The organism is Pedobacter sp. Bi126 (assembly GCF_918698245.1).
GTDB lineage: Bacteria > Bacteroidota > Bacteroidia > Sphingobacteriales > Sphingobacteriaceae > Pedobacter.
Genome location: NZ_CAKKMS010000001.1, coordinates 807,193 through 833,152, shown reverse-complemented (window position 1 = coordinate 833,152; position 25,960 = coordinate 807,193). Strand labels below are relative to the sequence as shown.

The 25,960-nt window shown below is 37.6% G+C and carries 28 protein-coding genes; 14 read left to right on the top strand and 14 right to left on the bottom strand.

All coding sequences use genetic code 11. The annotated features are described in order from the left end of the window. Window positions 1–63: 63 nt before the first annotated feature. Window positions 64–1,230 carry a homogentisate 1,2-dioxygenase gene (locus tag LQ201_RS03180; RefSeq protein WP_230143544.1) on the bottom strand — a complete coding sequence of 389 codons (1,167 nt, stop codon included), beginning with the start codon at window positions 1,228–1,230 and terminating at the stop codon, window positions 64–66. Window positions 1,231–1,511: 281 nt separating this feature from the next. Here LQ201_RS03180 and LQ201_RS03175 point away from each other — a divergent pair, with 281 nt between their 5' ends. The 4 genes from LQ201_RS03175 (at window position 1,512) to LQ201_RS03160 (ending at window position 4,827) form a co-directional block, all read left to right on the top strand. Further along, on the top strand, window positions 1,512–1,967 hold the full coding sequence (locus LQ201_RS03175; RefSeq protein WP_230143547.1) for a hypothetical protein: 456 nt from the start codon (window positions 1,512–1,514) through the stop codon (window positions 1,965–1,967). A gap of 67 nt (window positions 1,968–2,034) precedes the next feature. Continuing rightward, window positions 2,035–3,030 carry a fumarylacetoacetate hydrolase family protein gene (locus LQ201_RS03170; protein WP_131028650.1) on the top strand — a complete coding sequence of 332 codons (996 nt, stop codon included), beginning with the start codon at window positions 2,035–2,037 and terminating at the stop codon, window positions 3,028–3,030. A gap of 279 nt (window positions 3,031–3,309) precedes the next feature. Next, complete coding sequence (locus LQ201_RS03165) at window positions 3,310–4,197, top strand: flavin reductase family protein (RefSeq protein ID WP_230143549.1); 888 nt, start codon at window positions 3,310–3,312, stop codon at window positions 4,195–4,197. A 24-nt stretch (window positions 4,198–4,221) separates the two neighbouring features. Then, on the top strand, window positions 4,222–4,827 hold the full coding sequence (locus LQ201_RS03160; protein WP_230143551.1) for a YdeI family protein: 606 nt from the start codon (window positions 4,222–4,224) through the stop codon (window positions 4,825–4,827). A 1-nt stretch (window position 4,828) separates the two neighbouring features. Here the strand turns inward: LQ201_RS03160 and LQ201_RS03155 are convergent, their stop codons facing one another. The 6 genes from LQ201_RS03155 to LQ201_RS03130 form a co-directional block, all read right to left on the bottom strand. Continuing rightward, complete coding sequence (locus tag LQ201_RS03155; protein ID WP_230143553.1) at window positions 4,829–5,374, bottom strand: C40 family peptidase; 546 nt, start codon at window positions 5,372–5,374, stop codon at window positions 4,829–4,831. 116 nt (window positions 5,375–5,490) lie between these two features. Continuing rightward, complete coding sequence (locus LQ201_RS03150; protein WP_230143555.1) at window positions 5,491–5,865, bottom strand: DUF4870 domain-containing protein; 375 nt, start codon at window positions 5,863–5,865, stop codon at window positions 5,491–5,493. A 51-nt stretch (window positions 5,866–5,916) separates the two neighbouring features. Further along, on the bottom strand, window positions 5,917–6,618 hold the full coding sequence (locus tag LQ201_RS03145; protein WP_215125811.1) for an SDR family oxidoreductase: 702 nt from the start codon (window positions 6,616–6,618) through the stop codon (window positions 5,917–5,919). 358 nt (window positions 6,619–6,976) lie between these two features. Next, entirely contained in the window at window positions 6,977–8,758 is a 1,782-nt protein-coding gene (locus LQ201_RS03140) for an aromatic amino acid hydroxylase (protein ID WP_230143556.1), read from the bottom strand. A gap of 348 nt (window positions 8,759–9,106) precedes the next feature. Continuing rightward, window positions 9,107–9,616: a GtrA family protein gene (locus tag LQ201_RS03135; RefSeq protein WP_230143558.1), complete on the bottom strand. Its 510-nt coding sequence runs from the start codon at window positions 9,614–9,616 to the stop codon at window positions 9,107–9,109. Window positions 9,617–9,764: 148 nt separating this feature from the next. After that, window positions 9,765–10,451, bottom strand: a complete 687-nt coding sequence (locus LQ201_RS03130; RefSeq protein WP_230143560.1) for a CAP domain-containing protein — start codon at window positions 10,449–10,451, stop codon at window positions 9,765–9,767. Between the two features lie 138 nt (window positions 10,452–10,589). Here LQ201_RS03130 and LQ201_RS03125 point away from each other — a divergent pair, with 138 nt between their 5' ends. Next, the gene (locus tag LQ201_RS03125) at window positions 10,590–11,789 is read left to right on the top strand and encodes an SH3 domain-containing C40 family peptidase (RefSeq protein ID WP_230146598.1); all 1,200 of its coding nucleotides are present in this window, start codon (window positions 10,590–10,592) and stop codon (window positions 11,787–11,789) included. Between the two features lie 287 nt (window positions 11,790–12,076). On the opposite strand, the gene LQ201_RS03120 is transcribed toward LQ201_RS03125, so the two are convergent. The 7 genes from LQ201_RS03120 to LQ201_RS03090 form a co-directional block, all read right to left on the bottom strand. Then, on the bottom strand, window positions 12,077–12,841 hold the full coding sequence (locus LQ201_RS03120; RefSeq protein ID WP_230143566.1) for an SDR family oxidoreductase: 765 nt from the start codon (window positions 12,839–12,841) through the stop codon (window positions 12,077–12,079). Window positions 12,842–12,927: 86 nt separating this feature from the next. Next, window positions 12,928–13,335: an AraC family transcriptional regulator gene (locus LQ201_RS03115; RefSeq protein ID WP_230143568.1), complete on the bottom strand. Its 408-nt coding sequence runs from the start codon at window positions 13,333–13,335 to the stop codon at window positions 12,928–12,930. 142 nt (window positions 13,336–13,477) lie between these two features. Beyond that, window positions 13,478–14,356 (bottom strand): DUF6252 family protein, encoded by an 879-nt coding sequence (locus LQ201_RS03110; RefSeq protein ID WP_230143569.1) that lies wholly within the window; start codon window positions 14,354–14,356, stop codon window positions 13,478–13,480. Between the two features lie 30 nt (window positions 14,357–14,386). Next, complete coding sequence (locus LQ201_RS03105; RefSeq protein WP_230143572.1) at window positions 14,387–15,067, bottom strand: 2'-5' RNA ligase family protein; 681 nt, start codon at window positions 15,065–15,067, stop codon at window positions 14,387–14,389. A gap of 92 nt (window positions 15,068–15,159) precedes the next feature. After that, entirely contained in the window at window positions 15,160–16,803 is a 1,644-nt protein-coding gene (locus tag LQ201_RS03100; RefSeq protein WP_230143574.1) for a glycine--tRNA ligase, read from the bottom strand. Window positions 16,804–17,222: 419 nt separating this feature from the next. Continuing rightward, complete coding sequence (locus LQ201_RS03095; protein WP_230146597.1) at window positions 17,223–17,426, bottom strand: hypothetical protein; 204 nt, start codon at window positions 17,424–17,426, stop codon at window positions 17,223–17,225. Further along, window positions 17,423–18,844, bottom strand: a complete 1,422-nt coding sequence (locus tag LQ201_RS03090) for a S8 family serine peptidase (protein ID WP_230143578.1) — start codon at window positions 18,842–18,844, stop codon at window positions 17,423–17,425. The genes LQ201_RS03095 and LQ201_RS03090 overlap by 4 nt, the downstream gene beginning before the upstream one ends. A gap of 351 nt (window positions 18,845–19,195) precedes the next feature. Here LQ201_RS03090 and LQ201_RS03085 point away from each other — a divergent pair, with 351 nt between their 5' ends. From LQ201_RS03085 to LQ201_RS03045, 9 genes are all read left to right on the top strand, one after another. After that, window positions 19,196–19,750 carry a hypothetical protein gene (locus tag LQ201_RS03085; protein ID WP_230143579.1) on the top strand — a complete coding sequence of 185 codons (555 nt, stop codon included), beginning with the start codon at window positions 19,196–19,198 and terminating at the stop codon, window positions 19,748–19,750. A gap of 12 nt (window positions 19,751–19,762) precedes the next feature. Continuing rightward, complete coding sequence (locus LQ201_RS03080) at window positions 19,763–20,410, top strand: hypothetical protein (protein WP_230143581.1); 648 nt, start codon at window positions 19,763–19,765, stop codon at window positions 20,408–20,410. Then, entirely contained in the window at window positions 20,389–21,174 is a 786-nt protein-coding gene (locus tag LQ201_RS03075) for a sensor histidine kinase (protein WP_230143583.1), read from the top strand. Before LQ201_RS03080 ends, LQ201_RS03075 begins: the two co-directional genes overlap by 22 nt. After that, complete coding sequence (locus tag LQ201_RS03070; protein ID WP_230143585.1) at window positions 21,171–21,803, top strand: response regulator transcription factor; 633 nt, start codon at window positions 21,171–21,173, stop codon at window positions 21,801–21,803. The genes LQ201_RS03075 and LQ201_RS03070 overlap by 4 nt, the downstream gene beginning before the upstream one ends. 92 nt (window positions 21,804–21,895) lie before the next feature. After that, the gene (locus LQ201_RS03065; protein WP_230143587.1) at window positions 21,896–22,816 is read left to right on the top strand and encodes a glycerophosphodiester phosphodiesterase family protein; all 921 of its coding nucleotides are present in this window, start codon (window positions 21,896–21,898) and stop codon (window positions 22,814–22,816) included. Between the two features lie 86 nt (window positions 22,817–22,902). Beyond that, complete coding sequence (locus tag LQ201_RS03060) at window positions 22,903–23,610, top strand: ATP-binding cassette domain-containing protein (RefSeq protein WP_230143588.1); 708 nt, start codon at window positions 22,903–22,905, stop codon at window positions 23,608–23,610. A 60-nt stretch (window positions 23,611–23,670) separates the two neighbouring features. Continuing rightward, on the top strand, window positions 23,671–24,156 hold the full coding sequence (locus LQ201_RS03055) for a hypothetical protein (RefSeq protein WP_230143590.1): 486 nt from the start codon (window positions 23,671–23,673) through the stop codon (window positions 24,154–24,156). Window positions 24,157–24,390: 234 nt separating this feature from the next. Then, window positions 24,391–24,912, top strand: coding sequence for a hypothetical protein (locus LQ201_RS03050; protein WP_230143591.1), 522 nt, complete (start codon window positions 24,391–24,393; stop codon window positions 24,910–24,912). A 193-nt stretch (window positions 24,913–25,105) separates the two neighbouring features. After that, window positions 25,106–25,762, top strand: coding sequence for a porin family protein (locus tag LQ201_RS03045; protein WP_230143592.1), 657 nt, complete (start codon window positions 25,106–25,108; stop codon window positions 25,760–25,762). Window positions 25,763–25,960 lie beyond the last annotated feature (198 nt).

The window sequence follows — 25,960 nt, the reverse complement described above, 5'->3', positions numbered from 1 at the left end:
AACTGTGCGTGTTACTTTAAAGATCTTAAATCCTATAATCCCGAAATCTTAATTACCCCAGCTTTACTCTACGTTAATCTGCCAACTTTTATGATAATTCTCGTCCTCGATATCCAGGGCATCCTGTGTAAGCATTAAAGGTTTAAAAGGATCGATCATTACAGCAAGCTCATCTGTTTTTTCTTTTCCGATCGATTTTTCTACGGTACCGGGGTGTGGCCCATGTGGAATACCTCCAGGGTGTAAGGTAATCTGCCCTTTAACCACACTTTTGCGGCTCATAAAATCACCATCCACATAATAAAGTACTTCGTCGCTATCTACATTGCTATGGTTGTAAGGCGCAGGGATAGAATCAGGATGATAATCGTATTTACGGGGAACAAAAGAGCAAACCACAAAATTGTGTCCTTCGAAAGTTTGGTGAACCGGAGGTGGTTGGTGCAAACGGCCTGTTATCGGCTCAAAATCATGAATAGAAAAAGCATATGGGTAATGATAACCGTCCCAGCCTACATAATCAAAAGGATGTGTACCGTAGGTATATGGATAAATTAACCCTTGTTTTTTAATCAGTACTTTAAAATCGCCGTATTCATCAAAGGTTTGCAGGTTTTCGGGTAATCTTAAATCACGCTCACAGTAAGGTGCGTGTTCCATTAGCTGTCCAAACTGATTTAAATATCTTTTTGGCGGTCTTAACGGACTAAAACTTTCCACAATGAACAGCCTGTTTTGTTCATTATCAAACTCCATCTGATAAATGGTTCCTCTCGGGATGATCAGATAATCGCCATAAGCAAACTTAATTTCTCCGAATCCTGTTTTCAGCTTTCCAGAACCTTCATGTATGAAGATCATCTCGTCTGCCTGGCTGTTTTTGTAGAAGTAATCGGTCATCGATTTTCTCGGCGCTGCCAAAACAATGTGTAGATCGCTATTTACCAGAACGGCTTTTCTGCTTTTTAGAAAATCATCTTCTGGTTTAATATTGAAACCGATTAAACTCGTGTGTTTCAGGTGTTTTTCGCGCGCAATTTTTGGCTCAACACTGTATGCTTCGCCCAAATGTTTAACAATAGTTGGCGGGTGGCAATGATAAACCAATGAATATAAACTCGAAAAACCTTCGGTTGATACCAATTCTTCGGCATAAAGATTTCCATCAGGTTTACGAAAAACCGTGTGACGTTTAGCTGGAATCTGCCCCAATTTATGATAAATAGGCATAATAAAATGTTGTTATGGTTAGAAAAGAAAAAATCCTAATGAATTAACAATCGAAACGGTAATGCGTTTCAATTAAAAAAGAAGGTGGAGTAAATATTACAGAGAATATTGAGCCATGATCAGCTTGGATAGCATCTTATAGCGACGGACCGCAATAGCGTCGTTTACTAGATTAATATGTAATGCTTTTAAGATCATGGTTTTAATGGCACCAAGGTAAGTATTTTATTTAAAAGTTGAAATTTTAATTACCTTTAATTACTTACTATATGATCATCCCGATGAAATTTATTTTTACATGCTTATTTTTTTTAGCCTTGAGCTATGCCACTTTTGCGCAACAGAATGCCAAGTACACTATTAGGGTTATAGACCGAAGCGGAAAAGCCGCTAGGGGTTCCTTTTACGCGGCAGCCGATGATGGTTTAACAATTATCAGAAACCGGAAGGATACTATAAAATTAAGTGCCGACAGTATCAGCGCATTATATATTCACCGTAAAGGGATAGCTGCACCGTTGGCCATTGCCGGAGGCTTAACATTTTTTGTATTGGCCGCAAAAAGCGATAAATTGGTCGAGTCGGTAGTGCTTATTGCTGCGGGTGTACCTGTTGGCGTATCGGGTGGAATGTTAATTGGTGGTTTACTCTCCAACAAAAAACATTATAAAGCACTTCAGGCAAAAGATTTTCCTTTAATTAAATCAAACCTTCAGAAATATACGGTGTTAAAATAATAACGCTTAAGTTTTATTTTGAATGGCCTAATTTCTTAGCTTTACCGCGTATTTAACCAAATCATATATGAAACTAGTATCTTATAAAACCGAAGACAGGGAGCATCTTGGTATATTTATCAACGGACATATTTATAACTTAAATAGTTGCGATAAATTGCTTCCAGATAATATGAGTACGTTTTTGCAAGGTGGTGAAGTGTTAATGGAAAGAGCAAAAAGGATAGACGATCAAATAAAAGATGGTAGTTTAGCCGCTAAGGAAGAAATTTTTTACGAGATTTTAGCCCCTGTTCCGCATCCTACCAGTTGTCGCGATGGATACGCTTTCAGACAGCATGTTGCTGCAGCACGTAGAAACAGAAAGGTTGATATGATCCCTCAATTCGATGAGTATCCAATCTTTTATTTCACCAATCACAACGCTATTCAGGGTACTGGCGAAATTGAATGTATGCCAGATCATTTTGATAAACTGGATTTCGAATTAGAGATTGCGATAGTTATTGGTAAAAAAGGTAGAAATATTAAAGCTGCTGAGGCTGATGAATACATTGCCGGTTACATGGTAATGAACGATATGAGTGCACGTACTTTGCAGATGGAAGAGATGTTGTTGAATTTGGGACCTGCGAAAGGAAAAGATTTTTCTACCGTGATTGGCCCATGGTTGGTAACGCCTGATGAATTATTGCAATATAAAGTTGCGCCTAAAGAAGGACATGTTGGTAATGCTTACGACCTTAAAATGACCTGCCGGGTAAATGGAATCGAAGTTTCGAAAGGAAATGCTGCCGATATGGACTGGACTTTTGCCGAAATTATAGAACGTTGTGCTTACGGTGTAGATATCCTTCCAGGTGATGTAATTGGTTCAGGAACAGTAGGTACAGGTTGTTTCTTAGAATTAAACGGGACAGGTTTGCTTAACGATCCAAATTATAAAGTGCAATGGTTACAGCCGGGCGATGTTGTGGAAATGGAAATAACAGGCCTTGGTGCTTTAACCAACACGATTACTAAAGCAGATACCGATTTTTCGATTTTGGCATTGAAGAAATAAAAAGGTTCTTTAACCTTTTGTTTAATCATCCGCGCTTGAATGATGTGGTCCTAATTCTGAATTAAGTCATGATCTTTTTTCTATTAGATGTTATCAATGATAAAATCTAATAGAAAAGTCGTCATCTCGACTGAAGCGCAGCGTAATGGAGAGATCTGTGATAGATTTAGCTTCGCTGAGCCTTCGGGTTCTCGACTACGTTTTACTCCGCTCGAAATGACGACTGTTTTAAAGTTTTAATCTCCATTTAATCCTTTCAAATAGTAAACTTAACTACCTGTGCTAACTTTAAACACCTCCGATTTAACCCCCGTAGAACTGCAAAATTATTTGCAATATGCTATCGCTCCGCGACCGATCTGCTTTGCCTCAACTATTGATGCCGAAGGGAATATTAATTTAAGCCCCTTCAGTTTCTTTAATATGTTTAGTACAAATCCTCCGATCTGTATTTTTTCCCCATCAAGGAGGGTGCGTGATAATACCACCAAACATAGCTTGGAAAATGTACTGCAGGTTAAAGAATGTGTCATCAATATTGTAAATTACGATATGGTGCAGCAAATGAGTTTGGCCAGTACCGAATATGCCAAAGGCGTAAACGAATTTGAGAAAGCGGGATTTACCATGTTGAAATCTGATCTGGTTCGGCCACCAAGAGTTGCCGAAGCACCAGTGCAGTTTGAATGTGTTGTAAATGAGGTGATTTCATTAGGTAATCATCATGGTGCAGGAAACCTCGTGCTGGCTGAAATAAAAGTAATCCATATTAATGAAGCTATTTTAGATGAAAATGGTCGGATTGATCAGCATAAAATCGATCTTGTAGCCCGTTTAGGTGGCGATTGGTACTGTAGGGTTACCAACGACAATTTATTTAAAGTAGCTAAACCCCTCGCTAAATTGGGTCTAGGCGTAGACCGTTTACCGCATTCTGTCCGTTTTTCTAAAGTATTATCGGGAAATGATTTGGGCATGTTAGGAAACGTTGAACATTTACCAAGCGACGAAGAAATCGACCTGGTCAATACCCATCCAGAAGTAAAAGAAGTGCTCGATGCTACTATAGGCGATGTAACTAACCGCGAAAGAGAGCTGCACGAACTGGCAAAAAAGTTTCTTCATAACGGAGCGGTAGAGCTTGCTTTAAAGGTAGTTTTACTTTAAATTTATTAAGGTAATTTTTAAGCTATGCATACAATTGTTCAGGTAGATCAGTATATCATTAATTCGGCAGAATTTGCCATTCCCATTTTAGATCATTTAAGAAATCTGGCTCATAAAGCAGATGCGCGGATTGAAGAGAAAATGAAGTGGAGTATGCCGTTTTTTGATTTTAAAGGTACGGTTTGCCATATGGCATCCTTTAAACACCATTGTGCCTTTGGTTTTTGGAAGGGATCGTTAATGCAAGACGAGTACGGCATTTTTAAAGAACGTTCTGAAGCGATGGGTTTGTTAGGGAAAATAACATCTTTGGAAGATTTACCCTCAGATGAGATCCTGATTGCCTACATACAGCAGGCAATTAAATTAAATGAGGATGATGTAAAATTGCCTGCGAAACCGAAATCTACAGCCCAAAAAGAACTTATTATACCCGAATATTTTATCGAAGCATTAAAAGATGATCCTAAGGCCTTAGCTGTATTTCAGAATTTTAGTCTATCCAATAAAAAGGAGTATGTAATGTGGCTTGAGGAAGCAAAAACAGAGGCAACTAAACAAAAACGACTGGATACCACACTGGAGTGGCTCGCAGAAGGTAAAACAAGAATGTGGAAATATAAAAAGTAAGTTATATAATACTTACAATTTTCATGAAACGGGCCTTATAATGGCCATCAAAATCTGTAATGGTTACCTGATGCACTTTACCCGAAGAGGCATGGATAAACTTGATCCCGTTTTCATCAATAGAATAAACAATCCCAACATGACCGATTCTTCTTATTCTTGAATTACTGCCTGTAAAAATCAATACATCGCCTACTTTTGCGTTTTCCAGGCTGGTTTCTTTACCCGCATAGCTAAACTCGCGTGAAGAACGTGGAACCTTAAAACCAAAATTGCTGAATACATAACTTACAAAACCAGAGCAATCGAAACCAACTTTAGGATTACTTGTTGCATAACGATAAGGGATACCTAACATACTTTTGGCAAAGTCAATTAAACTTTCAGATTGTTTTGCTGACGAATTGTTTGATGATTTATCCTCTTTAGGGAGGCTGGCAACGAGCTTTTTAACTAACTCTTGGTACTGTGCTGGTATGATGGTTTGGGCTTTTCCTGCCGTGGCAGACAAAATGAAAAACGCAATCGGGACTATTATTTTCTTCATATGTAGGAACCAAAGATATAAAAAATATCCAAAGTCGATTAAAATGTTGAAAATGAGTGCAAATAAAAAAGTCCAAACAACTTGTCTGGACTTCTGATTAAAATATTTGTTTTCGATTAAATACTTGGGAACATGGTTTGTGCTCTTTCACCAATTAATGGAATAGGTTTTTTTTCTCCCTGTATTGCAGCAATTAATCCGATAATCCACAATACGAATAATCCAATCTGAACAATCCGGAGTATATAAACAGCATCTAAAAAGCCGGTTGCAAAAATTACAGGGATTAAAAATAAGCTTAAAGCCCAGCTCAAAACGGTCGATGCCAGATGGAAAAGAAGCGTTTGTTTCAAATGATATCTACTCAATTCTGTTTGATTATCTTTATACATGGCGAAATAGGCAATTAACCATCCAATAAACCAAAAGTAGCTTACTATTGCGGCATTTTTTCCATTGTCGGTTGTTTTAAAAGGTGAGTTTGTTTCCATAGGTTTTTTAGTTTTTCGATTTAGCACGTAAATTACTAAATAATATGGATATTATGGTGTGGTAACCGCAACAGGTAAAATCTTTCCATTAAAGAATTTGTGTCCGGTTTTAGCAAAGTCTGTAACATATTTCCCCATTTCGAAGGCCATAACCGGGCTTTGGTAACCAGGGAAAGCAGCCTCAAGCATTTCCGTTTGTGCCGATCCTAGCGCAAGACAATTGATCTTGATTCCTGTTTCAGCCAATTCGAACGCCAAACATTCAGTTAAGGTGTGCAGCGCTGCTTTACTCGCTGAGTAAGCCGAGAGCCCTGGGAATTTAACACTCCCTTGAAAACCACCCATACTACCGATGTTTACAATGTGGCTTCCACTTTGCATTAAAGGCAAAATATGCTGAATCATCCTGAAGTGTGAGATTACATTGCTCTGTAACATTTCACCCAGATCAATTTCTGTGGTTTCTAAAAAAGGTTTATTAATTAAGGCCCCTGCATTGTTAATTAAGATGTCAACAGACCCTAATCGTTCCTTTAAAAATGGAACCAATGCGGCATAATCATCATTTACAATGTCGAATTCTACTGGTAAAAGTGTACAGTCGGGATTAATGCCTTTAGCAATTTCTAAGAGTTTACGCAGTTTATCTGCCGATCGGGCAATGGCTACAATTTTGTTCTCTTTCTGTAAGCTAAACTCTAAAGCCGTTTCGAAACCGATTCCACTACTTGCACCTGTAATTATAATGTTCATTAAAAAAAGTTAAAAATTGTTGTAAAGTTAAAAGATTGAATGTTCCGAACCTGATGAAATCAAAGTTAGGAAAAAAAGAGTAAGTCAACTAGAACCATGTTTGCAAGGATTAGAGCATAGCGATTACATCACTTGATTTACGCATTATGTTGCAAATGTGGTTGTCAGTCGTCCTCGTTATAATAAGGATGATTGGAATTAATAATTAATTTAAGGTATTTGAACGATAAATTCGTCATGCTGACCTGAAGCGAAGCGGAAAGCTACGAAGTAAATTTATTTCAGCATCTATTTTGCATTAAGACCCTGATCCCGATACATCGGGACAGGGTGACGACTGACTTATTAAAGAGATAAATCAATCCTCCACAATCAACTGGCTTACCGGGTTTTTAATTACATGTAAGCCATCGCTGATCAATTTCGTATGATCAAGCTCCCTGCCAGCTTTTATTTCCAGATAAACCTGGATTTCCTTTTCCAACAGATGATAAATCTTTTTGTGGTAGATAATCTCCAGGATTTCCAATGCACAAAGCCAATCCTGCCTATGGTTCGATTTTAGTTGCGTGAAAATTTCGGCAAGCTTATCCAAACCTTCGCCACTTTCCCTAATCTCTCTAACCGCTTGGTATAAACCGTGCAGTTTTAAAGTCTTATCATCATAAGTAATCTGATGCGTTTTCTCGTTACTAATTAATGTAATCTCTTCGTAAGCATCTTTATCGGCAGCTCCATTAAAAACAGAAACAATGGTTTCGCCTATAGCCATATCATAAATGCCCCATTCGGGTTTAAACAAGATATTCCTATTGCGCTCTGTAACTGTACAGTCTTTAAAGGCAATTAAAAGGAGCTTGTTGCTTTCGGTAATAATGTCCTTAACTACACCAATTACTTTAATGCCGCTTTCAAATAAAAGTTCAGTTTTTTCACCTGTAATTATCCCTACAGCCTGTAATTCAGCTGTGGTATAATCTTCCAGTGCTTTTGCAGCATCTTTTAACCGACCAACCGGAGATGAAAAACCATCAGCGTGGTAATCTTTCCCATGGCCGCTCAATTGTTTTCCGTTAAAAGCCAATGCCGAAGGACCGGTTGTTTTAATAAAGGTTACCTCATCTTTTGTACCCACACCAATATCGGTAAATACACCGCTTACCTGTAAACCCGAACTATAAACCGCTGTGGCCACATTTTTACAGGCAATTGCTTTCATAATACTTTCTGTGCCACCTTTTCTAAAGGCCATGGTATTGGCAAAGGTTTCCAAAACATCAATAAGATTTTGGAATGTTTCGGTTACAAAAAGCTGCGGCTGTGGCTTGGTAATATCGTAAGCGTAATTAATCGTATCGATATTATACCAAAGTTTCTCCACATCATTTTGCATACAGGTTGCACTTTCACCAATAGAAGAAAGCAAACCAGCGCCATAAATTTTTGGGTTTTCTAAAGTACCAATCAGTCCATACTCAACCGTCCACCAGTGCAAGCGACCGAGTAAAGCCATTTCAGAAGGTTCGCCCATGTTTTCGCTGATGTACCGCAGCTCTTTTTCTGCCTTGGCAATCTGAAACTCATCTGCATCTATGGCTTCCTTCAAAATCGATAGTTTCCTAATGGCCTCGTAAAGTTCAAAATCTTTAGCCGAAAACATGGCTTTTGCACCAATTGAGCCAAAATAACTTAAATAATTATTGTAATCCGTATCGGCAATAATAGGTGCGTGGCCAGCGCTTTCGTGTATAATATCTGGGGCCGGTGTATATTCAATGTGATTAATTTGGCGGATATCGGCTGCAATTACCAGTACACGGTAGGCCTGATATTCCATAAAAGCAGCTGGCGGAATAAAGCCATCAACAGTTACAGCGCCCCAGCCAATCTTGCCCAGATTGTCGTTCATCGTTTGCAGGTCGGGAATGTGTTCGATACTTAAACCCGCTCGTTGTAAGCCTTTTATGTAAGGGTAGTAAGCAACATTTTTAAGATAACTATAATTCTGACGCATTACGTAACGCCACACCGCTTGATCGATCGGTGTGTATTTTTCGTAATTCTGGGCAACAATAAATTGCTTTAAATGATTGGGCAATTTTGCTACCTGCGCATTATTAAAATCATTAAAATGGCTCATGGTTAATCTGAAAATAAGTTGGTCGGCAGCTAAGTTAGGATGTTGTTTTTATCTTATCAAGAAAGTGCTTGGATAAATTAACAGGCGAAAGTAATAAAGGTTTCGAGTGGTTAAAATGGTGGATTAATCATTAGGAAAGGTAAGTCACCATTTCATCGGTGAGGTGCTGTCGGGCTGTGCGCTATATCTTTTGCTGCCATTCGACTCCGCTCAGGCTGACAGCAAAAGGATACCGCTTCCATCCCGTTTAGGTACTTAGGCCTGTACTGATGAACTTAGTTTTTTTGTCATCTGCCATAATTAATTCTGTGCCTTCCGTGTTTCCGTGGCAAAAACACTTAAATTGAATTAAGGATTTTTCTTCCCTTTACCCCCGATTTTTTTAACGCTAAACGTAAAGTAGTGCTGATAGAGGTAACTGAAAAGTGCCATTAAAACCGATACCAGTATTCTCGAGAGCATCGCTAAAGTTGGATAATCTCTTAAAAGTTCCAACAAAAACTTCAATAAAACATAATTGGCCAGTATGTTAATGAATTGAAGGTTTAAAAACCTAAAAAGCTGAACCCTCCCCTTTAATTCGCTATGCGTAAATATTACATACTTATTAAGCAAAAAACTGGTTGGAATAGCAACGGCATAATCGACCAATAGCGATGCGGTTTCTCTCTGAAGTACTATTACCCCAAAATCTACTTCTTCGGTTTTGAAGATGAAAAAGTAAGCAAAATAATAACTTAAGATCCCTAAAAGCAAAGTGCCGCCACCAGTGGCCAGATACCTAAAATTGTGTAAGGAAATAAATTTTTTAAAAGGAGGGTGAAAAAAATCTATTACGGCTAAAATTGCTGTACGCATTGACGATAAAATATTAAAAGTTTCTAGGCCGAAATATTAACAATCGGTTTTTCTCATATAAGTTTAAGGCGCAAAGGTAATTTTTTATATAGAATTTTGCAGAAACAAAAAATATGGAGAATTAATTGCTGTGGAGAAATCATACATTTTACTCATTATTAGCATAAGCAGGTTGTGCAACAAAATCAATAACTGCACACCAGGTATAAGAGGGATGGGGCTGTATGCTTACGCCAACGGTATTGAGCCTGTATTTTTGATCGAGTAAATTAAAACGATGGCCGAGGGAAGGTACACCGCAATCTAACAACAAGTGGCAAACAATATCTAAACTGTTAGAGTAGCCAAAATCGATATTTTCGCTCATGGCCTTGTTGGGGAAGTATCGGGATAATCGTTTAGAAAATTTATCTCCGTTACTGCTTTCATGTGTATCTAGATTATTCCTGTTTAAATCCTGCGCGTGGCTCCTGCTTAATGACGTTAATTTATCATCAGGGTAAAATAGCTGCAGGTTTTTTACACCGCGCAAATGTTTAAGCAAAGAAGTGTAGTAAGAATTATTTCTGGTAATCCTGAGTTCATTGTAATTTCTGTACTTCCGCACTTTAGCATTGTAATTATTGATGTAGTCTTCTAAAAATGTATAATAAAACTTTTCGCCATCTAGGCGGATCAGGTTCATATACATCACAATATTTTTTTCTTCGTTAGTTAAATAAGAAGCATTTGCTGCGGTATTGGCTTTGCGGAATTCGGCATCAGTCCATTTTTGAGCATTAACCTGGCTGGAAAAAAATAAGAGCAAAAGAGCAGGTAGAAGTATTTTAAACATAGGATGATTTTCATGGATAACGTCTTTTAATTTTTTTTATTTCTCGTTTTTTAAAATAATATCGCGTAAGCAATTAGTTACAGCCTTTACCTGACAAGGCAATGTGAATATGCGTATTTTTAGTTTTAGAAAACGATGATGAAAGGAATATTAATATTAGGCTGTTTATTGAATTTTGCGGTTTCCTTAAAGGCGCAGGTTGATACGACAGCATTTAGAACAGTTTCAAATCAGATAAAGCAAGAATTTGCCCCAGATAAACGGTCTGTTTATTTTAATATTCAGTTTAAAGGAGATACTGTTTTTGCAGAAAGTACCTCGGCGCAAGTGCTCGAGGCACTAAATAACCAAAGTAAAGATTTTAAGGGTTTCGTTAAAATAAATACACTCCTTCCTTCAAACAATTTAGCTGGGATGGAATACGGATTAGCCAATCTTTCAGTCTGTAACAATAGAGCAGCCCCTCAAAATGCAGCAGAAATGATGACGCAGATGATTTTGGGCACACCTGTACAAGTATTAAAGAAACAAGGCGGTTATTATTTGGTACGCACACCTGATGGTTACCTGTCATGGACTGATGCTACCGCTGTAAGTCTAATGGATAAGAGGGCTTTTGAGGAATGGAAAAAATCAAAACGGATTATTTTTACTTCCGACTTTGGTCATGCTTTTAGCAAAGCAGATATGAACTCCTCACGTGTTTCCGATTTAGTAAATGGCAATATTTTAGTATTAACTGGCGAAGAAAAAGCTTATTATCAAGTTGTTTTTCCCGATAAACGGACGGGCTACATTAAAAAAGCTGATGCCAAATTGTTTTCGGATTGGCTGAAAAAAACCAATCCAAATGCGGAAGCTATTTTGACAACTGCAAAAACATTAATTGGCGTGCCCTATCTTTGGGGTGGCACCTCTATCAAAGGGGTAGATTGTAGTGGTTTTACGAAAACAAGCTATTTCCTGAATGGAATCATTATTCCGAGAGATGCCTCGCAACAAGCTTTGGTTGGAGAAGATATACCTGTTTTGGAAGGAGATTCGATTAGCCTCACTAAGTGTCTTAAAAATTTAAAAGCTGGCGATCTATTGTTTTTTGCCGCGGCAAAATTGAAAGGGACATCTGGAGGAAGAATAACACATACTGCTATTTATATTGGCGATGGAGAGTTTATTCAATCGGCTGGGATGGTTAGGATTAATAGTTTAAAACCTGATGCAGTTAACTTTGATGAGCGTGAAAGTAAAACCCTGGTTAGTGCTAAACGTTTTCTAAACCAGATCGGCACCGCCGAAATTACGAGAGTTGATCGGCATGACTGGTATGGAGCTTTTTAATGTTATGTTGAGGGTTAATCTATTTTTAAATATCAATGATACGGGATTTTAAGGAAATGATAGGTCTTGAAGGCTCGTCATTTCGACCGTAGTGGAGAACCCGAAGGCTCTGCGAAGCAAAATTTTTAAATTTTATTTCAATAATTTGGTTCAAAGATCTCTCCATTCCGTTGCACTCCAGTCGAGATGACGACCTTTCTATAGGAATCTATCAAAGGCACGAAGCTTCCTAAGTTTTTAATTTTCCTTAGTGTTCTTTGTGCCTTGGTGGTTAACTAATTTGAGCCTTACAAAAACATACCACCTGACGCTTCAATGCGCTGCGCATTAATCCATCTCGCATCTTCCGTACATAAAAAGGCCACCACGCCACCAATATCATCTGGCAAGCCTACACGGCCTAAGGCAGTATTCGAGGCAATTCCTGCATTTATCTGCTCGTTATCGCGCACTACACCACCTCCAAAATCAGTTTCAATGGCGCCTGGAGCAACAACGTTAACTCTGATTCCTCTTACACCTAGTTCTTTGGCCTCATACCTTGTTAGGGTTTCCACAGCACCTTTCATCGATGCATAAGCTGCGTAGCCAGGGGTAGCAAAACGTGCCAAACCAGTAGAAAGATTAATAATCCCACTGCCATCATTTAATAACGTTAAAGCCTTTTGGGTTAAAAAGAAAGTCCCTTTAAAATGGATGTTTACCAAAGTATCAAATTGTTCTTCGGTAGTTTCGGCAAAAGATGAATGAATGCCGATTCCTGCATTATTGATTAGAAAATCGAATTTTTCAGCATTAAAAACAGATTTCAGTACAGCTTTAACTGATACGAAAAAAGCATCGAAAGTTTTGGTGTCGGCTACATTTAACTGTATTGCGGCAGCTTGTACCCCTAGCTGTTTTATTTCATTAACAGTAGCTTCTGCTTCTTCTTTTTTAGATTGATAGGTAACAATTACACCAAGTCCTTTTGCCGCAATTTTTATAGCAGCATTTTTTCCTAATCCGCGGCTACCACCGGTTATCAGGGCGATTTTATTTTGTGTTTCCATTTTCTTTTAATTTATTAAACAAAGTTAGATGGAAACCCGCTGTAAAAATGGTGATAGCTTAAGTATAAATGGTGACTGTTTAAGTTTTATATGGTGACAATTTCCTTATTTGTAGCCAAAGACTGAAAATAAGCTTCTCTGTACTGTTTGGGTGTTTGGCCAGAGAAGTGTTTAAAAAACTTGGTAAAGTTAGATGGATCGTAAGTTAGTGTCCTTGCAATTTCGGCAATAGGCATACTTATATTCTGTAACATTGATTTTGAAATTTCCATTAAACGTTCTTCAAAGAAATAACAGGGAGAGTGGCCTGTAGCCGATTTAATGGTATTGCTTAAGTGTGTGGGGTGAACATGAATAAGCTCGGCAAAATCCCTTACTTCGAACATCTCAGTTACCCTGCCCGATACCACATCGTCTAAATGTTTATCCAGCTCTTTCAAAAAATCGGCTGCGATTTCATGTTGACGGGCAAAAAACTTCTGTGGAATTTTCATATCAAAGCGATTGCTGTTTAAACAAATATAGTATCCGGAAAAATGAATATGAAATCTGAAAGTTATTTGTGACCAAAGGATTATTAAATACAAAAACCGCTGATTTTTAGACCAACGGCTTTATATTTTAAAAAGTTAATTCTTATTTTTTGCTAAAGGGTAGGTCAAAAATACCATCTGTAACCGTTACTGATGTATTAATTGTCGTATTTTCATTGGGTGCTTTAAATGAAAATGTTCCTTTTAATTTACCACCAGCTTCACTTGTAATCACCAAAGTGCCACTTGTAGCCGTAAATGAGCCTGTAGGTGTTTGGTCTTTCATGTAAGATCCAATTCCATCGGTTACCAGATCGTATGTGCCTGCGCCTTTATAATCTATTACAGAAAGAATCATTCGTTTATCTCCATTTATAGTTACAATGGTAAGTAAATTCCCAATAATTGGAGTGTTGATTGATATCGCTTCACCGGTAAAACCAATTGTTGTGCCATCTACTTTTGCACTTAAATTATTAGTGCTGTTATTGGTTTCGGGCAGTTTAACCGGAACCAGACTGATCATAAATTGTCCCTCGCTGATGGTTTTACTTGTTGAAGTAGATTGATTTTCTCCTTTAAAGGCAAAAGTACCCTTAATGTATTTGTCTGCTAAATAACTGGTTATCTTTATTGTTCCTGATGTATTGCCTATGTAAGCATCTTGTAATCCGGCTGTACTCAAAAGGTAAATCGCCATATTGTTATCCGATAAATTATAGGTGCCAACACCTTTAAAATCGCCGATCAGCAAACTAAAGCCGGTATTAATTCCTTTGTTGCCTGAGATTTGGACACTTATTTCTCCACCTACATCATAAACCTGGGCAGTAGCTAACGTACATTGCACTAAAGCACCATCAACTTTAGCACTCATGGTAGATAAATCCCATTCCTGATGGTAATCGATTTCTTTTTTACAAGATGACGTAATTAAAAGGCATACCAGTGCCAATAGCGATAATTTGAAAGGTACTTTCACGAGCGTTAATTGTTTGGGTTAATTAATATGCTAAGATAAAGAAAACTGATGCAATTTTTTTACAAATCTTTCCCGCTGGTACCAATCGTTATAAACCAATTCTACTTGCTTCACCTCAAAAGTGCCAAAATCAAAATCCCTATACTTTTCGATAAGACTAAGCAATGCATTTATATGGATTAACCCCGATCTGAAACGGATTACGGTGGCGTGGGCGGTTTGGATGGCATAACGTTTATCGATACTCTGTTGCAGATCTGAATTTTTAAAGCCAGCCCGCAAATCATCTCTGATTTCGTTTAAGGTATCGGTTAAAAAGCCTTGAATTAAAATGCAGGATGGCGATGCCGTAAGTCCTTTAAACTGAATCTTGAAACGCTTATGTCTGGTTAAAACCTCTTGGATGAGCTGAATGTAATCCTGAATATTGATATCCTTTAAATCAAAGCCCTCATAACAGGAAATGATAGACATCAGGGTAATGTGTATGTCAGCATTCTGATAATAATACTGATCAGGTTCAATTGCTTTTGCTTCAGTTAAAAACTGCTGTATTTTACCTTTCGTTTCAGTGTCTGGTCTGATTACCAAGGTAATTCCAAAACGCTGATCATTATCTGAATCGATTAAGTGATCTGTTTCATAATTTCCGGCAGCTATCTTTGTGATTGATTCGGTATAAAGTTGATGGTAATGCTCGGCTAAATTCATTTTTTGTACACAAAAAAGTCGCAGGGTTAAAACCTGCGACTGAATATTATAAATCTACCTTAGACACCTGAGGGCATCTAAGGTGGTTAAAATTATGCCAACAAAGTTTTCCAGCTCACTGCTGATCCTATTATGTTCCCTAAATCGGCTATGGCTACACGTTCCTGCTCCATGCTATCGCGATGGCGGATGGTAACCGTGTTGTCTTCTAAACTCTGGTGATCGACAGTGATACAGAAAGGTGTACCAACAGCATCCTGGCGGCGATAACGTTTACCGATAGCATCTTTCTCTTCATAAATACAGTTAAAATCAAATTTCAAGGTATCCATAATCTCACGGGCCTTTTCAGGTAAACCATCTTTTTTGGTTAATGGGAAAACAGCCACTTTGTATGGCGCTAAAGCTGGATGTAAACGCAATAACGTACGGCTATCCTGCTTATCATCGGTGCTTAAATCCTGCTCTTCAAAAGCATTAATCATGGTTAACAAGAACATACGGTCTAAACCGATGGAAGTTTCGATTACGTACGGAACGTAGTTGCCATAAGGCTTACCTTCTTCATTTAAATCGTTATCGAAATATTGCATTTTCTTGCCAGAAAACTCCTGGTGCTGCGTTAAATCGAAATCGGTACGGCTATGGATCCCCTCAACTTCTTTAAATCCGAATGGAAATTCGAATTCAATATCAGTAGCCGCATTGGCATAGTGTGCTAATTTTACGTGGTCATGATAACGGTATTTTTCAGGCGAAGTACCTAAAGCTTTGTGCCATTTTAAACGTGCTTCTTTCCAGTATTCGAACCATTTTTTGTCTTCACCCGGGCGAACAAAAAATTGCATTTCCATTTGCTCAAATTCGCGCATACGCATAATAAACTGGCGGGCAATTACTTCATTTCTGAAAGCCTTACCAATCTGCGCAATACCGAAAGGAATTTTCATCCTTCCGGATTTTTGAACATTTAAAAAGTTTACGAAAATGCCCTGTGCTGTTTCCGGACGAAGATAAACCTCATCGCTTCCTTCAGCCATTGCACCAAATTGTGTGCTAAACATCAGGTTAAACTGGCGCACATCAGTCCAGTTAGAAGTTTTAGAAATCGGGCAGATTACTTTGTAATCAACAATTAAGTCTTTTAGCTGTGCTAAATTTTCAGATTTAAGCGCAAGGTTCATTTCTACTTCAAGCGTTAAACCCTTTTTAACAAATCTCCAGCTTGCTTCCTCAACAAAAGGATATTTACTGTGATCTAAAATCGTTTCCTCATCTTTAAACGTTGGTACCCAGCTCGCCTGACCTTCATCACTTAAACCCAATATTTCTTGTTGAAATGCCTCAAATTTTGCTTTGTTTTCTGCACTGAAATTGGCCAGTTCCGAATATAGCTCATCAATTTTATTCTCTAATAACTGATCGGCACGGTAACGTTTTTTTGAATCCTTGTTGTCGATCATGGGGTCGTTAAAACCATCAACGTGTCCGCTGGCTTTCCAAACCTTAGGATGCATAAAAATTGCAGAATCAATCCCTACAATGTTTTCATGCATTTGTACCATGGCTTTCCACCAGTAGGTTTTAATGTTGTTTTTTAACTCGGCACCCAATTGGCCATAATCGTAAACGGCACTTAAGCCATCATATATTTCGCTGCTCTGGAATACAAAACCGTATTCTTTAGCGTGTGATATTACATTTTTAAATCGTTCGTTGTTATTCTTTTGAGCCATAATGCAGCAAAGATAATAAAAAGGCGGAGGGTTTAAAGGTATAAGGCTGAAGGTTTTTGATCAATGGCAAAGGAACTGCAGATTTTAGAATTTCTGCACATAACTTAGGTGTTATAAGGTGTCTTAGCTGGTCGGAAACAGACGAAAGGTGTCTTACCTGTCAGCTTATCCGTCCTTAAATTCTTATATGGTTCAAAATAATTGGGAAAGCAATAGTCGTGCTAATCGGTTTCGGAGCTCCTGCTTTCCGCTTTAATCGTTACACTCGTGCTCGCTTCATCCGATAGCTATCAGATCAGGTTTAGGTGGCTGGAAATGTGAAACTATTAATGTTTAGATATAGGATGCAAAAAAAAATCGGTGCAACTAAATGTCACACCGATTTTTAAAATTAAGAGAGTGATTAGGTTTTTGTTGGCTTAAATGCTGATATCCCTTTCCTCTTCAACACTTAATACGCCATCAATTTTTTTGATATCTGCAATTTTATGATTGCCCGGAACAATTACGATTACGCCAATTGAATCTAAAGCCTCGATATCGTTAACACCGATCTTCTTGAGTTCTTTAACTACTAAATCCATTGTGTTATCCTTTACAGATATTAACCATTTTGTTTTCATCTTATAATTTTTTCAATTGGGCCAATTGGATCGATAGGGAATTTCGGATTAACTAAAATTGGGAATTTATCAATCGGGAATCTATCAATTGGGTATTTTATAAATCTTGTTTTTGTAGGCGCCTGTACCAATCCTGCACCTACATCTCTGCCAGGTAAAGGTAACGTTTTCGCAGTTGAGGTTAATTTTCTCCACAAATTAATTCCCCTCAGGCCCGATGCCTGTGCCCATAGTGCGGCAATACCTGCAACATGTGGGGTAGCCATACTGGTTCCGTTCCAGCTTGCATACTTGGTAGGCAGTTTTGTAGAAGAATACACGTTAACGCCTGGAGCAGCAATGTCTACAGCGCCATAAGTTGGGTAAAGGCCTCCGTTAGAAAAAGCAGCTACGTTCATATTTACATCTACAGCACCCACAGCCATTATTGATGGGCAATTTGCAGGGTGCATTACCTGTCTAACAGTGCCTGGTCTTGCCGAATCGTTTCCTGCAGCAGCAATAATTAGCGTACCTTGTGCTAAAGCACGGGCAGCAGCGGTTTCAAAAACAGCAGAATAGCCTGCTCCGGTTACAAAGCCTCTTAACGACATGCTTACCACATCACAACGGTTGGCAATTGCCCAGTTAATGCCGGCAAGAATGCCCCCATCTCCACCAGAACCACCATTGCTTAAAACTTTTCCGATATAAATACTGGCTGCATAAGCAATACCGTATCTTTCTGTTGCCGATGGCGAACTAGAAGGACCACAGGCAGTACCCGTACAGTGTGTGCCGTGGCCATGTCCATCCTGTGTACTTTCTCCGCTAATAAAACTTTGATGAACAACAGGACGGCCAGCAAAATCAGGGTGGTTAAAGTCGAAACCAGTATCCAATATGGCTACTTTAATGCCTGCACCGTTGTAAGGGTTGTACCTTAAAAAGCTAGTTGGCACAACATTGGTTGCTTTTAATCCCCAGGTAGCACCAACAGATTCTACTTCCGATTCTTGCTCTTCATAATTGTAATCTTCTGTTTCGCTTCCAACCAATACATTGGTCATTTGGTTTACCGCATCTCTGTAGCCCTCAACATAGTTTTGGGTACTTTCATCCAGCATTCCAATAGCATAAACTACTCTTTCCTTTTCTACAATCATTTCACTTTCGCCTAAACTGCTGATTGAATTTTCAATTTTTGGTTTTTCGTTTACGATAGCAATTCCCAGCTTGTCTAGTATAATACCATCAGTTTTAGCGAGGTCTTTATCTGTGAAAAACTCGTTTTCAAATTCTAAAGAGCTTTTTAGGTTCAGCCCGCTAATAGAATTGATCTGGTTAATAGAATCAGAGGTGTTGGATCCTTCTGGTAGTAATACAAGGTATCTTCCTGTGTACTCTACTTTTTCTTCTTTTTTCAAGGTTTTTGACATGGTTTAAGTTTTTTAAGTTTTGCCTACTCTGTTTAGGATTTTCGGCTTATTCCCATTGGTGTTTTTGTTGTTAAAACACTAATCCAAAGTTGAAACAGTTGGCGCAGAAAAACCTTAGGTAAAACACTAGAAATCAATGGTGAAAGCAACAAAATAAAAAGAGGGAAAAACAACAATAAAATATGGGGAAAACCCCATCTGTTATCTATAAAAGTTTTATCACATTTGGGAATAAAAGTTAACTTTAATTAAAACTAAAAAATTATGGAAATGCAACATCTACCTAGCTATGCTATCGTATTTTTATGTGGGGTACTATTATGTTATCTGTTACTAAAACTAATCGATCTTATGAAAACAAATGAAAGGCGGGGACGTCCAAATACGATGGATCCGGCAATAATCCAACAAATGGTTGATAATTACCGCAACAACCATTTAGCAGCAATTAATAAAGTATTGGGGATAAACGATGCCCATTCTGTTTCTTTCGGTTTAAAAACCCTAAAAAAATTCATCGCTGATATCGAATTTTTTAGTAAAAAAGTAGATCCGCGCATTGCTGATGGTGCATTGGGTATCCGTTTCTACTATGCTGCCTATCCAAAAGACAACGAATGGAATGGTTTTGAGGATGAGAAATCGATAGGGAAAAATTATGCCCAAAAACATACACTTGTGATGATCCCTACTTTAAAGAAGAAGAGCAGCGATGGAAGCTACCAGGATTACGACTTTAACCCTTTAGACCGTACTACTTTCCCGCTAAAAGAAAGAGAAAAAGAGCAACCCATTACCTTAATGGCCATGAGTTCGGATAGTAGTGACAGTCAATCGCGTGAGGTAATGGCTCAAAACCATGGACAAACCATTCCACCAGCCGATTCAGCAATAGAAACTTATTAATATCTTAATGAAATGAACGACTTCCAGAAATTTCTGAGCGACATTTTTCTCTGGATTGAAGGAGTGGCTGCATTGATTGCGTTTTGCTACTTTAAACGGTTAAAGGGGCAACATTGGAGGTATTTTATCTATTATCTGATCATTATTTTTATCTGTGAAGTAATTGGGAAATGTGGGGGAGAATATATCAGCTTTTCAAAAACTAAATATTATAACTATATCGTTATCCCTTTCCAGTTTATCTTTTTTTACTGGCTTTATGCAGTAAAATCATTTAAGGATAAAAGACTATTTGTGATACTCTCTTTGTTGTACATAATTTCATTTATACTCAGCAGATTATTCTTTAAGGAAAGTAAAGTATATTTTTCCTTTAGCTATACTTTTGGATGTTTACTCTTAATGTTTTTGGTTATCAAAGAATATTATAATCAGGTAAACTCAATCAACATTCTCAACTTTCATGAAAATAGAATGTTTTATATTAATTTAGGCGTAACCTTATTCTATATCGGTACATTACCTTTTCTTACGTTTTATTCCTTATTGCGGGCTTATATCCAGATCTGGAATATTTATTTCGATTATTTTCTGGTATCAGGGATTGTAATGTATGTATTATTCTCAATTTCATTTATATGGGGAAAACAGAGCTCTTAATTACCATCATCCTTTTTAACCTGTTTTTCGTGCTCTTTGTAGTCGCCATTATGGTCTATATTAAAAAATATAAAGAACGGAAAAGGGAATATCTGAATGAAATCAAAATTACCAACGAAATACATCAGAAGGAACTTTTAACTACCCAGTTAGAAATACAACAGGCCACCATGCAGCAGATTGGCCGTGAACTACACGATAATATCGGGCAGAAGTTAACGTTGGTGAGCCTTTATACCCAACAGCTGGTGCACGAAAACAAAGTGCCTCAGGCAAGTAAAAGAATTGAGCAGATTTATCAGATCATTAATTCATCGTTGCAAGACTTGAGGAGTTTGTCGAAAAACTTAACGAACGATAATATAAGTGAAAATGAAATTGTAACTTTAATACAGGAAGAAGTGAACAACCTCAATGCTTTGAAAAAATGTAAGGTAATCTTTCAATACAATTGCGAAAGTATAGATCTGGAGTTTGTAAAAAAGAATGTATTATTAAGGATAACACAAGAATTTCTTCAAAATAGCTTAAAGCATGCACATTGCAGCAATATCAAAATTCAGTTAAATTCTTCTCCTGAAGTTTTTTTAACATTAAAAATACAGGATGATGGAGTAGGATTTGATTATACTAAAATCACTTCTGATGGTATAGGATTAAAAAACATGAAAAAAAGAGCCGAAATTATCGGTGGACAATTTAATTTAGAAAGCAAACCCGGTTTAGGCACTACACTTACTATTATTTTAAATGGCCCGGCATGAAAAAAACTATAGTTATTGTTGATGATCATATCCTGATAGCAAAGGCACTTCAGGGCATTATAGATAATTTTGCAGCCTTTGAAGTGATGTATGTTTGTGAGAACGGAAAAGAGCTGATTAAAAACTTCGAAAACAGCAGTAAAATTCCCGATATTTTGCTTTTGGATATTAGTATGCCCATTATGGATGGTTTTGAAACCGTAACCTGGGTAACTGCGCACCATCCAGAGGTAAAAGTAATGGCCCTGAGTATGCAGGGTGAAGAGAAAAGTGTGATTAAAATGGTTAGCAACGGTGCTAAAGGCTACCTGCTAAAAAATGCGCATCCGGTAGAGCTCGAAAACGCGCTCACAAAATTGAATATCAACGGATTTTTTTACCCTGACTGGGCATCAAAAATCATTTTCTCCAGCCTCAATAAAACCAAAGATGTTGAGATCAAAATTTCAGATCGGGAGAAAGAGTTTTTAAAATACACTGTTACCGAACTTAATTATAAGGAAATAGCTGATAAAATGTTCTGTAGTCCACGTACTGTTGAAAGCTATCGCGATCAGTTATGCGAAAAACTCGAACTTAAAACCAGGGTAGGATTGGCTGTTTTTGCCATCAAAAATGGCTTTGCGTAAAGGTTAATTATTTAAAAGTATGAATGGTAAACTGATATGATAGCGCGATTATCAGATTTCAACAATTAACCAATTAACCTTACTTTTGAAGCATGAAATTCCATCATTTGCTATTTTTGGTTGTGGTTGCAGTTTTTACCTCATGCAAACCAGAAGAAAAAAGCCATCAATATATTAAGTTTAATACACCCACGGAGTTATATCAATTCTTAAAATGGTCGCCCGAAAACCGTTTTCCATTAATCAGTGCTCATCGTGGTGGCCCAATGCCTGGTTTTCCTGAAAACTGTATCGAAACTTTCGATAATGCTACCACCTATAATCCAGTAATAATCGAATTCGACATTGCTTACAGTAAAGATTCGGTTATGGTGATTATGCACGATGATCGGCTCGATCGCACTTCGACAGGAAAAGGACCGATTGGCAATTATACTTATCAAGAACTGAAGGCTTTTAATCTTAAAGACGATGAGGGAAAAGAAACAAAATTTAAAATCCCGACTTTAGATAGTGTATTGAGCTGGAGCAAAGGAAAAGTTCTATTAACCATCGATTTGAAAAAGGGTGTTTCTTATGCCAAAGTGATCGAAAAGGTAAGGCAGTATAAAGTAGAAAGTAATTCAATAATCATTACCTATACGGCCAACCAGGCTAAGGAGGTACATCAATTGGCACCCGAACTCATGATTTCAGCTTCCATTCAAAAGAAAGCAGAATTGAAACGTTTAAATAGCTTGGGTATACCTAATAACCGTATTGTAGCTTTTGTTGGTGTTTCTGCCCCGGATAAAGAATTGTACCAATACCTGCACAACAAAGGCATTACCACTATTTTAGGCACCATGGGGAATATTGATAAAAGCGCCATTGCCAGTCCGGTAAAAAATGTTTATTATCATTTGGTTAATAATGGTGCAGATATTTTATCTAGCGACAATTTACCACAGGCATCAGAAGAACTGGATAAGTTTAGGTATAATAAAAAAATAAGTTCAGTGCATATAAATTAACCACAGATGGAAGGATGAACACAGATCGGTTTAACCAATTATGAAATCTGTGTTTATCTATGCAAATCTGTGGTAAAAAACACAAAATGAGTATTTCAGTTAAAAATCTTTCTAAACATTACGATAAGCAAAGGGCGGTTGATTCGATTAGCTTTGAAGCCAGGCCAGGTCGTATTTTGGGTTTTCTTGGCCCTAATGGAGCTGGTAAATCTACCACCATGCGTATGCTTACCGGTTATTTAGAACCTACATCTGGTGAGGCTGAAATTTCTGGTAAAAGCATTCTTTCCGACGCCATTGAAGCTAAAAAGCATATTGGTTACCTGCCCGAAAATACACCGCTTTACGCTGATATGTACGTAAAGGAATTTTTAAATTTTGTTGGTCAAACGTATAAACTTACCAATTTACCTGCACGGATTGATGAAGTCATCAAAATGGTAGGCTTAACACCAGAGCAGCATAAAAAAATTGGTGCGTTATCCAAAGGGTATCGTCAAAGGGTAGGTTTGGCCCAGGCGATAATCCATAATCCAGCGGTTTTAATTTTAGATGAACCCACTTCCGGTTTAGATCCGAACCAATTGGTTGATATCAGGCAGCTGATTAAAACATTAGGTGAAGCTAAAACGGTTGTCATTTCTACCCACATTATGCAAGAGGTTGAAGCCATATGCGATGACATCATCATCATTAGCAAAGGTAAAATCGTAGCGAAAGATTCGCTCGAAGGCCTAAAAAAAATACATAAACAACAATCATTAGAAGCTATTTTCAGAAAACTTACTGCTTAATTCATGCTTTACCAAAAAATAAAAAACGCCTTAATAGTCCTTCTATTTTTAACACCTGTTATGTTGAAAGCCCAAAATAGCGCTAATATAGGTATGGGTGCCGAAATAGGTTTGCCATCGGGTAACTTCGTTAATTTATCCGGAATAGGTTTAGGCGCATCAATAAAAGCCGATTTCCCAATAGCTGCTGATTTTGCCATATCCTTAAACGGAGGTTTTATGAATTTTTTTGGTAAGCGAAACCAGCTTTTTAAGGTTCAGGATTTGACTTATATCCCTGTTAAAGCTGGCCTGAAATATCAGCTGGGAGAAAGTTTTTACGCCGAAGGGCAGTTAGGGGCAGCATTGCCATTAAATAATGGACAAAAAACGGTATTTGTTTGGTCGCCTGGTATAGGAAATCAATTTAAGCTATCTGGTGAAAATAAACTCGATTTAGGGATCAGATATGAAGCATGGACAGGTAAAAATGAATTGTCTGATTTAAATAAGACCAATACCAAAGGTTTTGTTGGAATCAGATTTGCGTATGTTTTTGGACTATAGTCAATAACTGTAAGATTATTCTTTCCTTTTCTTCAATTTGTTCATCAAAGGCTACAATATATAAGCGCAAGTTAAGGTTTACAACTTTTTGGAATAAAAATTTGTTACCTGTAACTATATGTTTATCAGCATTTTAAATGTTTATTTTTGCTTTTTTTATTTTGTTTGTAACGTTTTTGGCATCATGCTTGTCTATAAAAGCAAAATAATTAACGAACAATAAATAAAAATCACATGAAAAAAGTATTACTTTCTTTATTAATGGTTGCAGGCCTAGGCTTTGCAGCTTCAGCTCAAACAGAAGGAGCGGTTAACAAAATTAGTGTTGGACCAGATTTCTTATTGCCTGTTGGTGATAATACAAATGGACTAAGCTTGGGCTATGGAGGTTCAGTAATGGGTGAATTTAACGTTGCCAAATCATTGAACTTAACTGCATCAGCAGGTTATATTTCAGTAGCTCCAGAAAAGGCTTGGAAAGATCTTGGTGCTACTAATTCAGGAGTTATTCCTTTGAAAGCAGGTGCTAAATATTATTTTGGTGGTAACTTTTACGGAGCTGGCGAATTAGGTGCTGCAATTTTTACCGAAAATAATGGGGGTACCGCATTTTCTTACGCTCCAACTTTAGGTGCTTCATTTTCAGTATCTGATAAATCAAGTATTGACTTAGGAGTACGCTATGAAGGATGGTCGAAAAACAGCACTACCTTATCATTTGTAGGTATCCGCGCTGCCTTTGCTTTCGGTTTATAGTATTAAACCATAATTTATTTAGAAGCCCCCAAGAAATTGGGGGCTTTGTTGTTTATCACCTATTTAAAGTTGCATCGGTTACAAAATAATTTTAACTATCAAGTTAGTTTGTTTATCATTGTATGTTTTTACCAAATAGGCGAAGGCACGTAAACTAAAAAATAATTTTCAAAAACAACTCTCAAAAAATCAGATGAAAAAACTAGTATTATCTTTATTAACAGTTGCAAGTTTAGGCTTTGCAGCTTCAGCTCAATCAAACAAACCTGTAATTTTTGGTGTGAAAGCCGGGGTGGCCTTTCCAAACATGACCATCTCCTCAGGAAATGCATCGGTAAGTTTTGATGCAAAAACATCTTATTATGTTGGCGGTACGGCCGAATTTGTACTGTCTGATGTAATTTCAATTCAACCTGGTTTAACTTTTATAAACAAAGGAACAAAACTGACAAACGGCGACATTAACTTTGAGGATAATGACATTGCAACTACTGAAGATGCAACATTAAACTTTAAATATTTGGAGTTACCAGTAAACCTATTGGCGAATTTTAAAGTAGGAAACGCTGGTAAAGTATTTCTAGGTGCCGGACCGTACTTTGCTTACACATTAAGCGCAAATGGTAAATATGGGTCGATAAAAGAAGATATTAAATTTGGTGAAGCAGAATCAGAATTTAAACGGACGGATTTTGGTTTAAACTTTTTAGCCGGTTACCAATTAAACAATGGCTTTAATATTCATGCAGGCTACGGATTGGGACTAAGCAGTATAGCAGATACAGATCTCTCTGACGAAATTACCTTTAAAAATAAAGTTTTCTCAGTAGGGGTAGGTTTTTCTTTCTAAACCAGCCGAGAAATAAAGAAGAGGTTGTATCACAAAGACAATTTCTCCTCAGATTTTGTCATGTTATCCAAATGACTCTTACGGAGAGCCTGTCGAAACACATAAAAGTTGTTCAACTAAGTCTTCGACAGGCTACCACTGGCAGAATCCCTAGAAAGGTCGTCATTGCGAGGAACGAAGATAACCGAACGAAGCGAG